This is a genomic window from Oceanobacillus bengalensis (assembly GCF_003628445.1).
GTDB classification, from domain to species: Bacteria; Bacillota; Bacilli; order Bacillales; family Amphibacillaceae; genus Oceanobacillus; species Oceanobacillus bengalensis.
This window is the reverse complement of record NZ_RBZO01000018.1, coordinates 53572-69911: the sequence shown is the minus strand read 5'-3', so window position 1 is coordinate 69911 and position 16340 is coordinate 53572. Positions and strand designations below refer to the sequence as shown.

Genomic DNA, 16340 nt, shown 5'->3' with positions numbered 1-16340 from the left:
TCCCGAGAAGAGAGCAGAAATCCCGAGAAGAGAGCAGAAATCCCGAGAAGAGAGCAGAAATCCCGAGAAGAGAGCAGAAATCCCGAGAAGAGAGCAGAAATCCCGAGAAGAGAGCAGAAATCCCGAGAAGAGAGCAGAAATCCAGAGAAGAAAGCAGATATCCAGAGAAGAGAGCAGAAATCCCGAGAAGAGAGCAGAAATCCAGAGAATTCCATTAGACCATGCTTCACAAAAAAATATTAGCAATGTCTGATTCAACGTTTATAGCAATAGTAAACATCACAAAAATAGCCTAACTAATTGATTAGGGGGATTTAACCATGAACACACCATTGTTAGCCATTGACCATTTGGATGTTTCCTTTCAGTTCAATGATGGAAAATATAAAGCACTTGAAAATATAACTTTTTCCGTTGCAGATAATGAAGTGGTTGGGATTGTTGGTGAATCAGGTTGTGGGAAAAGTTTGACAGCACAGGCGATTCTTGGGATTTTACCAGAGAATGCATGTATTGATCAAGGAAGTATCACATTTAAAGGTGCAAATTTAGTAGAACTTGAAGAAAGAAAATGGGAGGATGTTCGTGGGAAATCGATATCCATGATTTTTCAAGAACCAATGACAGCGCTCAACCCACTTCTTACGATTGGCAAGCAGATTTCAGAAGTGTTGAAGAAACATACGAATCTTTCAAAGGCCGAAATAAGAGAAAGAACAATTGCAATGATGAGGGAAGTTGGACTTCCTAGGGCAGAGGCGTTGTATAAATCCTACCCTCATCAATTATCGGGTGGAATGCGGCAGCGGGTTGTTATTGCAATGGCACTTATTGTCCAGCCGGATTTAATTATTGCGGATGAGCCAACGACAGCACTTGATGTTACCATTCAAGCCCAAATTTTAGAGTTGTTTAAACAAATCAAAGAGACGCGGAAAGCTTCGATGATGTTTATTTCCCATGATTGGGGAGTCATCCGAAGTATTTGTGATCGTGTACTTGTTATGTATGCAGGACGAATTGTCGAAGAGGGTAGCCTTTCAGAGATTTTACAAAATCCGAAACATCCTTATACGAAAGGGCTTATCGAAGCAATACCAGACCACCGAAAAAGAGGGAAGGCACTTTTTACCATTCCAGGGAAAGTTCCACCGCTTAAAGAAAGAAAAGGAGGCTGTCCGTTTACTGATAGGTGTTCACGTCGTATGAATATTTGTGCTGAATCGTTTCCAGATTCGGTTACATTTGATTCGAACAAGGAGCAAACGGTGAACTGTCATCTTTATAGCAAAGAAGGTGTGCTTACGTCATGACAATAGCCATTGTGGAAGTAGAGAATTTACATAAGCATTTTAAGCAAAAATCTTCACTTGTAAAGGCGGTAAATGGGGTTAGTTTTACACTGTATGAAGGCGAAACCTTTGGATTAGTTGGAGAAAGCGGCTGTGGGAAATCAACAACTGGAGAAGTATTACTGCAATTAACGAAACAAACGAGTGGTATTGTGAAATATAAGGGGAGGGATGTCACAAGCTTCTCTAAGAAGGAATTGAAAAACTGGAGAAAAGATGTCCAAATCGTCTTTCAGGATCCTTATTCATCGCTAAATCCGAAAAAAAACGTTGGCTGGATTTTAAATGAGCCATTGAGGATACATCAGATAGGGAATAGGGCAACACGCTTTGAAAAAGTTTTGCGGACGCTTGAAGATGTTGGCTTGGACGCCTCTTATTTAGAGCGATTCCCACATGAATTAAGTGGTGGACAACGGCAGCGTGTGGCGATTGCTTCTGCCATTATTTTGGATCCCGTGTTCATTGTCATTGATGAGGGAGTGTCAGCGCTGGATGTATCGGTACAGGCACAAATACTAAATTTATTGAAGGAATTGCAAAGAAAATATAAATTGACCTATCTTTTTATTTCTCATGATCTAAATGTTGTCCAGTACTTTTGTGATCGTATTGCCGTGATGTATCTTGGTGAAATTGTGGAAATAGGAAAAACAGAGGAGATTAGCGCGGCACCAAAGCATCCTTATGCAGAGGCATTGTTCTCTGCTATCCCGATGCATGATGAAGATGACAGACGAATTGTATTAGAAGGAGACCTTCCAGATCCATCTAACCCACCAAGTGGTTGCCCCTTTCATACGAGATGTGCGTATGCACTAGAAATTTGCAGGAGTGAAAAGCCAATTGCCCGCTCAGTTGGCGATGGCACACATAAAGTGAGCTGTCATTTATCGGTGCCTGTCACTTGTCGGAATTTGTCGAAAACCGAACAGTGACAGGCGCTGTTGTCGAAATATTTCCCAAGAAATAATATTTTGTGGAAATACGGCACTACTTGTATGTACAAAATGCCCTTTGTTTTAGGGCTCTTTAACGTTATAATAGAGACATATACATATTATAATTTGGAATAGTGAACGGAGGAATTTTTTTGAGTTGGGAAACAAACTATAAAAAGTGGAAAGAATTTAATCATCTTGATGAAGAATTAGCATCACAACTGAGGGAAATAGAAGCTGACGCAAAGCTATTAGAAGATAGTTTCTACAAGACGTTAGAATTCGGAACAGGTGGTATCCGTGGTGAACTAGGACCTGGAACAAATCGTATGAATATCTATACCATACGTAAGGCCTCAGAAGGATTAGCGAGATACATAGAAGCACATGGTGAAGAAGCAAAAAACCGTGGAGTCGTAATCGCGTTTGATAGTCGATTTAAGTCACCCGAATTTGCGATGGAGGCAGCAAAAACACTTGGTGGGCACGGGATACATACATATGTTTTTGAAACTTTACGTTCAACACCCGAACTATCTTTTGCGGTTCGTTATTTGAATGCTTATAGTGGAATTGTTATCACGGCTAGCCACAATCCAAAGGAATACAATGGATATAAGGTGTATGGTGAAGACGGTGCACAGATTTCACCAGCAATTGCTGAAGAAGTTATTGCCGAAGTAAATGGCGTAGAAAATGAGCTTGAAGTAAAAGTTGCTGGTGAGGAGGAACTGAAAGAACAAGGCTTACTCAACATCATTGGTAATACGGTTGATAAGGCGTACTTCAGACAACTCCAAACAATTACAGTGAATCCTGATGTAATTAAGCAAGTTGCGGATGACTTTAAAATTGTATATACACCATTGCATGGAACGGGTAATATTCCAGTAAGAAAAGGGCTAGAGCAACTTGGATTTAAACATGTACAAGTGGTGAAAGAGCAAGAGCTTCCAGATTCCAATTTTTCAACCGTAACCTCACCAAATCCTGAGGAACATGCTGCATTTGAATTAGCAATTGCTTACGGAGAAGAATACGGTGCAGATATGTTACTTGGTACAGACCCAGATACAGACCGTGTTGGTGTAGCGGTTCGTAATGATAAAGGGGAATATCAAGTATTAACTGGGAACCAAGTTGGTGCTTTATTGCTCCATTATTTGATTACTGAAAAGAAAAGCCGTGGGGAACTTGCGGACAATGCGGTTGTGTTAAAAACAATTGTTACTTCTGAAATCGGTCGGGACATTGCTGAAGCAAATGGTCTTGAGACAATTGATACGCTAACAGGCTTTAAATTTATTGGTGAAAAAATTAGAGAATTTGAAGCATCAGGAGACAAGACTTTCTTATTTGGATATGAGGAAAGTTATGGTTACTTAGTTGGCGACTTTGTTCGCGATAAAGACGCAGTTCAAGCATGCTTGTTAGTAGCTGAGGTTGGTGCTTATTACAAGACAAAAGGAATGACCTTGTATGAAGGACTTCTCGATGTCTTTAAACAATATGGTTACTATAAAGAAGGCTTACAATCTTTAACTTTAAAAGGAAAAGATGGTACAGAACAAATTGCTTCGATTTTAGCATCATTCCGCAGCAATCCGCCAAAAGAGATGGCTGGAAATGCGGTTCATGTTATGGAAGATTATCAAGCAAGCACACGTGCATTTGTTATCGATAACAAGGAAGAAGAAATACGCCTCCCGAAATCTAATGTACTGAAATATAAATTGAAAGATGGGTCTTGGTTCTGCTTACGCCCATCTGGAACAGAGCCAAAAATTAAGTTCTACTTTGGTGTTAAAGCTGATACATTGGAAGCTAGTGAGAATATGCTAGAGGCGTTAAAAAATGCTGTAATGAAACGCGTAGATGAAGAAATAAATTAAATTTTTTATGGAAAAAGAGCAGTTCAACGGCTAGAAATTGTGGCCAACTGCTCTTTTTTGGTGCCTCCCTTTTTGGTGCCTGTCACTTGTCGAAATTTGTCTGGTAAACGAGCGGGGCTGACCCCTATTCGATATCGATAAATTTTCTATTGGGATTTTGTTTTGGGATGATTACTGTGAGCAAGCCATTCTGGAAAGAGGCATCGGTTTCATTTTCTGGAATAGTAAACGGTAGTGTTACGATTCGTTCTTTACGCTGAATGGATTGTTGCCTATTGTAGCTGTGTTTATCTTTGTTCTCTTCTTCAAATGATACGGATTCCTCCACACTGATTCGTAGTCGATTTCCTACAATTTCTAGCTGGATTTGTTCACGGGTATAGCCGGCTAATTCCGCTGTAATAATGAAGTTATCTTCTGTTTCGTTTACATCTACCCTAAAATTATTCAAGTTGAATTGGGAGTTCATGTGTTTAAACGAATCATTAAAAAAATTATCCATCCGCTTCATTATGTCCCGAAGCGGCTTCATATCAATATCAAAGCCATCAGGGAAATTCCGTCTATTTGAACTCATGGTCTTCACTCCTTCTTTAATCCATATATATAGTAGAATATGCAGGACTCGAGCATAAAGTTTGGGTATAAGAAGAGACAAATACACCAGCGACAAAATTCGACAAAATTCGAGGAGTGACAGGCACCTCCAAAGAAGGATTAATGGATTTGGTGTCGAATGGTTATATAAAATAGTTTTGGTGAAGGGTGTTGTTGTTGTAAATGAATAGGGTGATAGATTTTCAGGATGTAACATGGAAGCGACAGGGGAAGTTGATTCTGTATGATATTAATTGGAATGTTGCTAAGGGTGAGCACTGGGCAATTCTTGGTTTAAATGGATCGGGAAAGACAACATTACTAAATATGATAAATGGATATATTTGGCCAACGACTGGGAATGTAACCATCTTAAATCAAGTCTTTGGTAAAACGGATATTCGTGAATTAAGGAAATCAATTGGATGGGTTAGCTCTTCTCTCCAAGCAAGAATCAGGGAAACATTACTTACGGAAGACATTGTGATAAGTGGTAAATATGCTTCTATCGGATTATATGATACACCAACAGCTGGTGATTTTGAGAAGGCTCGCGAGCTAATGGAACAACTAGGTTGTATTCATTTGAAAGGGAGAACCTATCAAACATGTTCACAGGGGGAAAAACAAAAAATACTTATTGCACGGGGCTTAATGGCTTCACCTGATATTCTTATTTTAGATGAGCCAACGAATGGACTTGATTTTATAGCACGGGAAGAACTGTTAACAGCAATTAACTTCATGACAACCGAGGAAAATACACCAACGATTATTTTCGTTACACATCATATGGAAGAAATATTGCCGCTGTTCTCGAATACGTTACTTCTTCGTGATGGTACCGTATTTGCAAAAGGTAAGACAGAAGAAGTAGTGAACAGTAAGCCATTGTCAGCGTTCTTTTCCAAAAACGTAGAAGTGGAATGGAGAAATAAAAGACCCTGGCTGGTGCCTGTCACTTGTCGAAAATAGTTGAGATCACTCGAATTATGTCGAGTGATAGGAATGAATTTCATATTGTAGAAGGAAGAAGGATTTTAAATGGGGTATTTATATGTTTGATTTCGGAATGGTAGATTGGGTGATTGTCATCTTTTGCGCGATGGCGATTGGTCTATCAAAATCAGGATTGCCAAATATGGTTATATTAGTTGTGACGATGATGATGTTTGTTTTTCCAGCAAGAGAATCAGTAGGAATATTGTTACCAATGCTTTTGGTTGGCGATCTATTTGCAGTTACCTATTACCGGCGAAGTGTTGTATGGAAGCATTTAATATCACTCATCCCATGGGTTTTAATTGGTGTTTTTATAGGTTACTTTGTACTATTTGCAATTAATAGCGAACAATTAGAACCATTAATCGGGATGATTGTATTGGCGATGATTGGCATACATGTGATGCGAAGTAAGTTTGGTGAAAAGTTTAATCAACGATTACCAAAATCAATGGGATTTACGGCATTGATAGGGATATTGGGTGGATTCACAACAATGATTGGGAATGCAGCTGGTGGGATAATGGCGATTTATTTGTTGGTAAAAGGATTACCGAAAAAGGAATTTGTAGGTACAGGAGCATGGTTCTTTCTTTTTGTAAATGTCGTTAAATTTCCATTGTATTTGCATTTAGGGCTTATAACAGGGGAATCATTAATTTTTAACAGCTGGATGATACCTGCTATTGTTATCGGTGCCTTAATTGGTGTGAAAATTCTTCCACTTATTCCGCAGAAAGTATTTCAGACCCTCGTGTTAGTTCTTGCTGCAATTGGAGGAATAAATTTACTATTTTAGATTCGGTGCCTGTCACTTGTCGGGAAATGATGGGAAATGTCGAAAAAACACCCACATGCAAACGGTGACAGGCATCTCTTATTTTTTCTTTTTAAATTTACTATCTTTTTTCTTCGCTCTTAGTTGTTCCATTAAACTTGAGGACTTTTGAGCCTGAGTTGTTGTTGCGGCAAGATCAATAGAAGCAATCACATAAGAGTCATTGCGCTTTTCTAAATTAAAATGGGTATTAACCTCGCTACCATCAGGCAATTCATCACGTGGAATAACGATTTCTTCCATCCGTTCCTCAATTAATATGACAGCATGAGCCCCTTCGAATCGATCTAGTATACCTTTTAATTTCATTTCATTCATTCCTCCTTATAGCCGCCCGTGTTCGACACGTTCCAACAAAACTCGACAAGTGACAGGCACCCAATTTCGGGCGACAAAATCCGACAAGTGACAGGCACCCTATTGAACGCAGGCTAGGTTTTGGGATTGGATGTCTTTGATTCGGGCTGGTCCGATTCCATTTATTCTCTCTAGGTCATCTACAGAGCCAAAAGGCCGCAAATCAACTAACGCTTGTGCGCGGGCTGGGCCGATATGGATAATTTCTTGCACGTCTTCTATAGATGCCTCGTTAATATTGACGCAACTTGCCGATGCCGCCGACTTATCAGATACGGTGTCTTCATCCTCAGTACGAGAACCAACAGAACTACTACTCTCAGCAGACTTCGTACTTTGTGGACTAATTGTGCCATCTTCCTTCGTACGTATATCATAATCTATTCCATCTGTCGTTACAATAATCGTTCCATGAACATCTGTACCATATAACTTGATCCCAGCATCTTGAACCAATGAAACAACTTCTGGACTTGGGTGACCATAACTATTTCCCGCGCCCGCACTATAGATTGCCACCTCAGGTCCCACCGCATCAATGAAGGACGCACTACTGGAAGTATCGGAACCGTGATGTCCTAAATGAAGGATATCAGCATCTACGTTCATTCCACTCCGCAATATCGCAGCTTCTGCATCTTTATCAGCATCCCCAGTAAATAAAAATTCGATATCTCCATAGGAAAATAATATCGAAATCGATTCTTCATTGGATGCACCAGTAATACTTGCTGGATATAATACTTCTAAATCCAGTTCCCCAATCTCGTATTCATCTCCAGCACGTGGTTCATCATAATCTGCTCCACTTGCAAGAACTGCTTCTAAAGCACTTTGGAAAGTCTGTGATGAACTCTCATTTCCAGATAACCAAACCTCTCCAACGTCAAATGTCGTAACCACATCTTCTAGTTGCCCAATATGGTCTGCATCAGGATGACTGACAATGACTAAGTCGATATAATCTACATTTTCCGCCTTCAGATACTGGATAACTTCATTCCCTCTCCAATCTCCAGTATCAAAGAGAATGGTATAGAAATCTTCGTCATCTGCAAATTGAAAAAGCGTTGCATCTGCTTGTCCAACATCAATGTAATGGACTTGTAATTCGGATAGGGCACCCTTTGATTTAGGCTCGGGTTCTTCCTTTTCAGAAGCGGATGCCTCTTCAGGCTCAGTCGTCTCCTCCGTTACTAATTCGTTCGCTTCTTCTTCTATTATCTCGACATTTTCAGTCATATGATCTCCTGAAATGTCCGTTTGCTCTTGCTCCATCGATTGCCCGCAAGCAACCAAGAATACGGAAAGCAGCATTGCTACAATATATTTTTTTGTCAAAAAAAATTCCCCCAGTTAAAAAGTCTCAACTCTACACTTTAGAATATCAAATTCATTCTTAGAATACTAGATAGGGAAAATGGAAACGCAATGATAATACCTTAAACTTCCATTATCACCCTATAATCTATCAGTAAAAAGCAATTTCTCCCTTATAAAAGTAGCATTTTCCCTGCTGTTTTACTGCTCGTTTTTGAATTTTAGCAATGTGCATCTTTTTTCTTGATTTGCGATAATAAGTAAAAATAAAGGGGAATGCTAATGGGCATTAAAAGGACAATCTTTCCAGTGATCATGCTTACTGTTTGTATAACATTTTTCATTCTTATTTTTACTGAAATGCACGAGAAAAGCACGAGTCAAGGTATCAGGAAGAATTATATAAGTGGTGTAATTGATCGCTTTGAAGAGAATCATGCGGTTATTATATTGGATGGTTTAAACAAACAAATTAGTCTTCCAAAACAACGTGTCCCTGTAGGAATGAAAGAGAATATATGGCTGTATATTGTAAATCAAAACGGTGAATACAAGATTGCCTGTATCAATTATAAGAAAACGAAACAAGAATGGATGAAGACACAGCTGCTCATGGAAAAATTGCGGGAATAAGTTGATACTCCAGCAATCATGAACCATTCCTTTTCCTATGTTATAGTAAACCTATCAATATCAATTGGAGGGCACAAAGGATGAAATTAATCGCAATAGATTTGGACGGAACGCTCTTAACAAATGAAGGAAAGATAAGTGAAAACAATCGAAAAGCTATCCACAAAGCCCAGAATCAGGGAGATATTGTAACAATTGCTTCTGGTCGATCATTACATGACACGATTCAAATTCTTGCTGAGGCTAAGTTAGAATGCCCCATTATTGCAGGAAATGGTGCGATTATTTATGAATCAGGAACCATTTTACAAAATCACTTCTTGCCTGCCAATATTGTTAAAGAAATGATTGAAAAGATAGAAGCTATCGGATTGTACTATGAACTGTACACAAATAAAGGCGTCTTCACCTCTGACAATGGAAAAGCTTTGCTCACAACGGAAGCACAGAGACTACATGATCAATATGATGACTTTCCAAGGGAAAAAGCAACACACATGATTGACATGCAGTTTACACAAAAAGGGTTAGTCTATGTAAAAAGTTATCATGATTTAGATTATGCTGCACTTGAAGTTTATAAAGTTTTCGTTCTCTCTTTTGATCAAAAGAGACTATCAGAACTAGATTCTCTCCTAAAAGAAAGAAGCGACATATCCCTCACAACGTCTGCAAACGAAAAGCTAGAAATTGGCCATCCGCTAACAAGCAAAGGAAATGCACTCGAATTTTTCGCTAAGCATCTCGAAGTACCACTGGAGAATATAGTTGCCATCGGAGATAACTTAAATGATCTGTCTATGTTTGATATAGCAGGATTTCGAATTGCGATGGGCAATGCGGAGGATGTCGTAAAGGAGAAGGCTGATTTTGTTACGAAAGCCTACGACGAAGATGGGGTGGCGTATGGGTTGCAACAGTTGTATGTAAAATAAATAAAGAGGCTGGGATATAACTAAAAGACAGTACGCGCGCACCTTAGGGCACGGAACAAGCCTCCTCGTGACGCACAGAACGCTTTTTCCGTGGGCTTCGGACACGCGCGTTTCCCGCAGGACAAGGAAGACTTCGGCAGCGTAATATCTTCGTGAGAAAAAGTGTTTTTCTTTCTCAAAGAGTTACTGCGCTCCGCTCACCCGGACTATATACAAAATCCAAATTAAATTGAATTGCAATGGAAGATTTTAAGTATCGTTCGGATGTTACCTTAGTAAAAACACGTTTGTCCCAGCCACTTTCACTTCCATTATTTAATTGTATTTCCACCATCGATTACAATGTTCTCACCTGTGATTAAGTTTGTTGCATCACAGGCCAAGAAGAGGGCAATTGCAGCGACTTCCTCTGGATAACCAAATCGTCCAAGTGGAATTTCTTTCTTCGCCTTTTCTCCCTTTTCCCCAGCCCAAGCTTTTTTACCAAGTTCGGTAAGAATGACAGTTGGAGAAATAGCGTTAACATTAATATTAAATCCAGCCCATTCTAAGGCAAGTACCTTTGTCATGCCAATAACACCGGCTTTACTTGCACCGTATGCTACATGATTATCTAATGCTATAATAGCAGCTTGGGAAGCTAGATTGATAATTTTCCCACCATGGCCTTGTTCAATCATGATATTAGCAACTTTTTGGGACATTTTGAATGTACCTGTTAAATTAATGTCGATTGTTTTTTGCCAAAAGCGATCAGAGATCTTTTCTGCATCATCTAATAATGCGATTCCTGCGCAGTTTACGAGAATATCAATTTTACCAAAATGCTCTTTGACTGCTTGTACTGCAACATCCATATTCTCATCACTTGTGACATCACAGCGAACACCAAAGGCATTGTCTGCACCCATTTCTTTCGCTACATCACGAACATCTTCTTTTAGGTCTAAAATAGCTACTTTAGCACCTTTTTCTAAAAACAGTTCTGAAACTGCTCTACCTATACCACTTGCTCCACCAGTTACAATCGCCACTTTGTCTGTAATATTAAAATTTTTGTCAAATCCTTGAAATTCCATGTTTATCCTTCTTTCTTTTATGTTGATTACGCTTTCAATTAAGCGTTTAGAAGATGTGATATGAATAAAACTACTTTGTACCCCCACCCCCACTTCAATCATTTTAATCGGCCGATACAACCTCGATATTGTTTAACGAAAGTTGATTTGTGATATCTTCATTAATCGGTTCATCCGTAATAATCTTATCAATTTGATCAAGCTTAGCGAAAACAGCACTAGAAGATTTTCCGATTTTCGATGAGTCAACTAAAGCAATAACTTTTGAGGACCTTTTTACAATTTCCTTTTTAAGTTCTACTTCATATAAATTGAAGTCTTCTAATCCATTATCTAGGGAAAATCCGTTTGCAGATGTAAACATGATATCAATGTTCACCTCGTCTAAAATAGCCATCCCTAAAGTACCCTCAATAGATGTAGATCGATTGGTCACTACCCCTCCAATCATGATTACCGTTATATCAGGATTTTCCTTTAATTCTATTGCAGTTTGTAATCCAGTCGTTACAACTGTTAAGCGAATCGGACTATCTTTTATTAACTGTGCTAATTCTAGTGCAGTTGAACTTGCATCAAGCAAGATACATTGCTTCTCTTCAATAAATTCGAGTGCCTTTTCGGCGATTTTCATTTTTTCCTTTTTGTTTTTCTTTTGTCTAACATTAAAACTTGTTTCATTATCTTGTTCTTCATTGAGTATAGCTCCACCATGCGTACGTGTTAGGAGTCCATCCATTTCCATCTTGTTCAGATCGGTACGTAACGTTGCTTCAGATACCCCAATTTCAGAGGCAAGCTCCTTCACAGTAATGCGCTTTCGTTCTTGTAAGAGGTCCATAATTCTTCCTCTTCTTTCACTAGCAAACATTTTCATATATTTCACCCTTACCTTTATACTACTATAATCTTATTTCATTTTTTTAAGATAATCAATATATATCTATTTTATATTTTCATTTTCTATTAAAACATCAGAAAGTAATTATAAAAGAAAATAATTAAAAACAATATTGACAAAACAAAAATGAATGATAAAATAAAATTATAAATTGAAAACGATTTCAGTGTTTTCGTATATTCAGTACTACTTAACTATCAACTAATATTTTTAATAAAAAGGAGAATAAATATGTTAGAAACAGTTGAAAAGAAAAACGTACAAAATCAAGAAATTCCAGAGACAATGAAGGCTGTCGTTGCGTATAGTCCTGGAGATTATAGATATGAAGAAGTTAGCACTCCTAAATTAGATAATGACCAAGAAATTATCATTAAAGTTGAAGCGTGTGGTATTTGTGCTGGTGATGTTAAAGCTTACGGTGGAGCACCAAGTTTCTGGGGAGATGAAACGCAACCAGCTTATATTAAAGCTCCGATGATTCCAGGTCATGAATTTATTGGTCATATTGTACAAAAAGGGGCTGCGGTAACAGATCTCGAAGTTGGCGATCGCGTCATTTCAGAACAAATCGTACCATGTGAAGAATGTCGTTTTTGTAAGCGCGGCCAATATTGGATGTGTGAAAAACATGATCTTTATGGTTTTCAAAACAATGTAAACGGTGGCATGGCAGAATATATGAAATTTACGAAGGAAGGTATCAATTATAAAGTTCCTGAAGACATGCCAATTGAAAAAGCTATTTTAATAGAACCATATGCTTGTAGTCTTCACGCTGTACAAAGAGCGAACATTCAACTAGGGGATTTTGTCGTATTATCTGGTGCTGGAACGCTTGGTTTGGGAATGATTGGAGCAATTAAAAAATCAGGTGCAGGCAAACTTATTGTACTAGATATGAAAGATGATCGTTTAGAGCTTGCGAAGAAATTCGGTGCAGATATTGTAATGAACCCAGCAAAAGTGGATGTTGTTAAAGAAATTAAAGATATGACAGAAGGATATGGCTGCGATATTTATATTGAAGCTACTGGACATGGGAAATCAGTGGAGCAAGGATTGCATGCGATTCGTAAATTAGGTACTTTTGTTGAGTTTAGTGTATTCGGTGAACCTGTAACGGTTGACTGGAGTATCATTAGTGACCGTAAAGAACTAGATTTACTAGGTTCCCACTTAGGGCCATATTGCTACCCGTTGGTAATTGAAGGAATTGGTAATGGTGACTACCCAACTGAAGGAGTTGTAACACATCAATTACCATTAGAAGACTTTGAAGAAGGCTTTGACTTAATGAAAAAAGGGGATAAATCACTAAAAGTTATCTTGAAACCATAATAAATGGATAAAGGGGGGAATGGAATGTCAGATTTAAGAGCAAATGATTCCTTTTTAGATAGAATAGGTATTCCTTCACATTTAGTTTGGGGATATGTAGGTGTACTTATTTTCATGATGGGCGATGGTTTGGAATTAGCTTGGATTAGTCCATATCTTGTTGATCAAGGACTTACCGTTCAGCAAACAGCTCTTCTTACAACATCATATGGTGTAACAATTGCTATTGCTGCATGGTTTTCAGGCGTATTAGTGGAGGCGATCGGGCCTCGGAAAACCATGTTAATGGGGATTGCTTTCTATGTAGTAGGACATGTATTATTTGTTGGACTTGCAATTCCTGACTTAAATTTTGGATTAATGATACCAACATATGCGCTTAGAGGATTTGGTTATCCATTATTTGCTTATGCGTTCTTAGTTTGGATAACATACCGTACACCACAGCATCAATTAGGGAAAGCGGTAGGTTGGTTCTGGTTCGTATTTACTGGAGGATTAAGTGTTCTTGGAGCATTCTATTCTAGCTGGTCTATTCAAGCCTTTGGTCATATTCCAACATTATGGAGCGCAATTGTATGGGTACTAATTGGTGGATTCTTTGCCATTGTAGTCAATCGTGATAAGTTTGAAATTGTTGAGAAAGCAGGCGTAGAAAAAACGTCTAAAACAAAAGAGTTACTGAATGGTATAACGATATTAAAAAGAGAACCAAAAGTTGCGATTGCAGGTATTGTACGTGTCATAAACCAATCGTCACAGTATGCATTTCCTTTATTCCTTCCACTTTATTTGGGTGATCATGGAATAGATACGACTGTATGGTTAAATATTTGGGGTACAATCTTTATCTCCAATATTGTATTCAACTTAATCTTTGGCTATCTTGGGGATAAAATTGGTTGGAGAAATACAGTAACATGGTTTGGAGCTGTTGGTTGTGGAGTATTCACACTAATGTTGTTCTATACGCCGCAAATCTTTACTGGAAACGTTGTTCTAGTAGCAATTGTTGGTATGCTTTGGGGAGCTTGTATCGCAGGGTTCGTCCCACTTTCAGCTTTAACACCATCTTTAGTTGGTGATGGAGACAAGGGTGCTGCGATGTCTATTCTAAATCTTGGAGCTGGATTATGTGTTTTCGTTGGACCAGGACTAGTTGCATTATTCTACGATTTAGTAGATACACAAGGTCTAATCTGGATCTTAGCGGGTCTATATTTCGTAGCTGCTATCCTTACTAGATTCTTGAAGCTTCCAGAAGAAGAAAAGCAGTCTACAGAAGTGAAAGAAGCAGTTTAAGTTTAATACGAACTGCGAAAGCGCTTTTTTATATGATAAAATAAAAATAGATGATTCGTCTGATAAACAAATGAAAGCGATAGGAGTGCGCATCGATGAAAAAACTAATGAATGATCCTAAAAATGTAGTAGAAGAAATGGTAGAAGGGTATGTGAAAGCACATCCAGATTATATAAAGCAATTACCTGAAAATGATAGAGCCCTTGTTACAGCTAGGGAAACGAGCGATGGAAAAGTGGGTATTCTAATTGGGGGAGGCTCTGGTCATGAGCCTGGATTTTTAGGGTATGTTGGTGACGGTATGGCTGATGGTGTTGCCGTTGGTAATATTTTTGCATCACCATCTCCAGATCCTATTTTGGAAGTAACGAAGGCAATCGATAAAGGTGCTGGAGTTGTTTATTTATATGGTAACTACGCTGGAGATGTAATGAATTTTGGAATGGCTGCAGAAATGGCAGACTTAGAAGAAGATATTCAAGTAGGAATGGCGAAAGCTTCAGATGATGTTGCATCTGCGCCGAAAGCTGAAAAGGAAAAACGTCGTGGTATTGCTGGGGAATTCTTTATTTATAAAGCAGCAGGTGCGGCAGCGGATTTTGGTTATGACCTAAATGAAGTGGTACGCGTAGCGAATAAAGCAAACGATAACACACGTTCAATGGGTGTTGGCTTGAGTCCATGTTATCTACCTCAAACCGGCAAACCAAGCTTTGAAATTGAAGATGATGAAATGGAAATTGGTCTTGGTCATCACGGGGAACCTGGTATCGAGAAAGGACCACTTGAAACAGCAGATCGTGTTGCAGATCGTCTCGTTCAGGATATTTTAGCAGATATCGAGATTAACGAAGGGGATAATGTTGTAGTCCTTGTTAATGGTCTTGGTTCAACGCCAAGAATGGATTTATATATTGTGTTTAGAAGAGTTGAACAAATCTTAAGTGAAAAAGGCATCAAAATATATCGCTCTTATGTTGGAGATTATATTACATCACTTGAAATGGGTGGATGTTCTGTAACGTTAATGAAATTGGATGATGAATTAACGAAGATGGTAGATCATCCAGTAGATTGTCCAATGTTTGTTCAAAAATAAGGAGGGATAAAAGTGGAATTTTCAGCAAAAGATTTTAAAGACTTTTTTAAAGCGATTGTAACGATGGTTGAAGAGGAAAAAGATTATTTATGTGAATTGGACCGTAAATTAGGCGATGGAGACCACGGGGTAACGATGTCTATCGGTTGGCAAGCTGTAAATGAAAAATTAAACAATGAATTACTAGAGGAAGAAGACTGTGCAAAAGTAAGTATTACAGTTGGAAAGACGTTCTTAAGTGCGGTAGGTTCATCTGTTGGTCCATTATATGCTACTGGGTTCATGCGCGGAGCAAAGGTTGTAAAAGGGAAAACAGTTGTAAATGATAACGATTTAGCTGAATACTGGATTGCTTTTGCTAAAGGAATTAAAGAACGTGGACAAGCGGAAGTTGGCGATAAAACGATGATCGATACACTTGAACCGTTTTATATTGCACTTGAGAAAGCTTTTGCAGAAACACCTGATTTCTTAACTGCTTTTACAAAGGCTGTATCTGAAGCGAAAAAAGGCATGGAATCAACAAAAGATCTTGTATCTAAAAAAGGTCGTTCCAGTCGTTTAGGAGAACGATCAGTTGGAGCACAAGATCCTGGTGCAACGTCTGCATTTTTTATACTATCTACTTTCTTAGATATTGCAAAAGAACGAACAGCTACAGCTAGCTAATTAGAAGCGAAGCAATACTGTAAAAAAGAATCAGATTTGTATTCTGATTCTTTTTTTTAACAAAAATCGCAAAACGAAAAT

At 38.4% G+C, this 16340-nt stretch carries 17 protein-coding genes; 12 read left to right on the top strand and 5 right to left on the bottom strand.

Annotated features, from left to right (window positions below):
• From D8M05_RS20230 to D8M05_RS12155, 4 genes are all read left to right on the top strand, one after another.
• Nucleotides 1–253: hypothetical protein (locus D8M05_RS20230; RefSeq protein ID WP_220667586.1), on the top strand; the 253-nt coding region annotated here is incomplete at its 5' end.
• A gap of 67 nt (nucleotides 254–320) precedes the next feature.
• Nucleotides 321–1313, top strand: coding sequence for an ABC transporter ATP-binding protein (locus D8M05_RS12165; RefSeq protein WP_121132153.1), 993 nt, complete (start codon nucleotides 321–323; stop codon nucleotides 1311–1313).
• Nucleotides 1310–2290, top strand: coding sequence for an ABC transporter ATP-binding protein (locus D8M05_RS12160; RefSeq protein ID WP_121132151.1), 981 nt, complete (start codon nucleotides 1310–1312; stop codon nucleotides 2288–2290). Before D8M05_RS12165 ends, D8M05_RS12160 begins: the two co-directional genes overlap by 4 nt.
• 155 nt (nucleotides 2291–2445) lie before the next feature.
• Nucleotides 2446–4185, top strand: coding sequence for a phospho-sugar mutase (locus tag D8M05_RS12155; protein WP_121132149.1), 1740 nt, complete (start codon nucleotides 2446–2448; stop codon nucleotides 4183–4185).
• Between the two features lie 124 nt (nucleotides 4186–4309).
• On the opposite strand, the gene D8M05_RS12150 is transcribed toward D8M05_RS12155, so the two are convergent.
• Entirely contained in the window at nucleotides 4310–4762 is a 453-nt protein-coding gene (locus D8M05_RS12150) for an Hsp20/alpha crystallin family protein (protein WP_183072789.1), read from the bottom strand.
• 203 nt (nucleotides 4763–4965) lie between these two features.
• On the opposite strand from D8M05_RS12150, the gene D8M05_RS12145 reads away from it, so the two are divergent.
• Entirely contained in the window at nucleotides 4966–5757 is a 792-nt protein-coding gene (locus D8M05_RS12145) for an ABC transporter ATP-binding protein (RefSeq protein ID WP_121132147.1), read from the top strand.
• A gap of 82 nt (nucleotides 5758–5839) precedes the next feature.
• A complete protein-coding gene (locus D8M05_RS12140; RefSeq protein WP_121132145.1) occupies nucleotides 5840–6583 on the top strand; it encodes a sulfite exporter TauE/SafE family protein in 744 nt (247 codons plus the stop codon).
• A gap of 78 nt (nucleotides 6584–6661) precedes the next feature.
• On the opposite strand, the gene D8M05_RS12135 is transcribed toward D8M05_RS12140, so the two are convergent.
• Both D8M05_RS12135 and D8M05_RS12130 read right to left on the bottom strand, forming a co-directional pair.
• A complete protein-coding gene (locus D8M05_RS12135) occupies nucleotides 6662–6931 on the bottom strand; it encodes a DUF3006 domain-containing protein (RefSeq protein ID WP_121132142.1) in 270 nt (89 codons plus the stop codon).
• 108 nt (nucleotides 6932–7039) lie between these two features.
• A complete protein-coding gene (locus D8M05_RS12130; protein ID WP_121132140.1) occupies nucleotides 7040–8320 on the bottom strand; it encodes an MBL fold metallo-hydrolase in 1281 nt (426 codons plus the stop codon).
• A gap of 261 nt (nucleotides 8321–8581) precedes the next feature.
• Here D8M05_RS12130 and D8M05_RS12125 point away from each other — a divergent pair, with 261 nt between their 5' ends.
• Both D8M05_RS12125 and D8M05_RS12120 read left to right on the top strand, forming a co-directional pair.
• A complete protein-coding gene (locus D8M05_RS12125) occupies nucleotides 8582–8932 on the top strand; it encodes a DUF3006 domain-containing protein (protein ID WP_183072788.1) in 351 nt (116 codons plus the stop codon).
• An 80-nt stretch (nucleotides 8933–9012) separates the two neighbouring features.
• On the top strand, nucleotides 9013–9867 hold the full coding sequence (locus tag D8M05_RS12120; RefSeq protein ID WP_121132137.1) for a Cof-type HAD-IIB family hydrolase: 855 nt from the start codon (nucleotides 9013–9015) through the stop codon (nucleotides 9865–9867).
• Nucleotides 9868–10178: 311 nt separating this feature from the next.
• Here the strand turns inward: D8M05_RS12120 and D8M05_RS12115 are convergent, their stop codons facing one another.
• Complete coding sequence (locus D8M05_RS12115) at nucleotides 10179–10946, bottom strand: SDR family oxidoreductase (protein ID WP_121132136.1); 768 nt, start codon at nucleotides 10944–10946, stop codon at nucleotides 10179–10181.
• A gap of 103 nt (nucleotides 10947–11049) precedes the next feature.
• Nucleotides 11050–11823 carry a DeoR/GlpR family DNA-binding transcription regulator gene (locus D8M05_RS12110; protein ID WP_121132134.1) on the bottom strand — a complete coding sequence of 258 codons (774 nt, stop codon included), beginning with the start codon at nucleotides 11821–11823 and terminating at the stop codon, nucleotides 11050–11052.
• Between the two features lie 255 nt (nucleotides 11824–12078).
• Here D8M05_RS12110 and D8M05_RS12105 point away from each other — a divergent pair, with 255 nt between their 5' ends.
• The 4 genes from D8M05_RS12105 to dhaL all read left to right on the top strand — a co-directional run bounded on the left by D8M05_RS12105 (nucleotide 12079) and on the right by dhaL (nucleotide 16259).
• Nucleotides 12079–13188 (top strand): MDR/zinc-dependent alcohol dehydrogenase-like family protein, encoded by a 1110-nt coding sequence (locus D8M05_RS12105; RefSeq protein WP_121132132.1) that lies wholly within the window; start codon nucleotides 12079–12081, stop codon nucleotides 13186–13188.
• 24 nt (nucleotides 13189–13212) lie between these two features.
• On the top strand, nucleotides 13213–14490 hold the full coding sequence (locus tag D8M05_RS12100; protein ID WP_121132130.1) for an MFS transporter: 1278 nt from the start codon (nucleotides 13213–13215) through the stop codon (nucleotides 14488–14490).
• Nucleotides 14491–14585: 95 nt separating this feature from the next.
• Nucleotides 14586–15590 (top strand): dihydroxyacetone kinase subunit DhaK, encoded by a 1005-nt coding sequence (locus D8M05_RS12095; RefSeq protein WP_121132128.1) that lies wholly within the window; start codon nucleotides 14586–14588, stop codon nucleotides 15588–15590.
• Between the two features lie 12 nt (nucleotides 15591–15602).
• Entirely contained in the window at nucleotides 15603–16259 is a 657-nt protein-coding gene (dhaL, locus tag D8M05_RS12090) for a dihydroxyacetone kinase subunit DhaL (protein WP_121132126.1), read from the top strand.
• The last annotated feature ends 81 nt before the right edge of the window (nucleotides 16260–16340 follow it).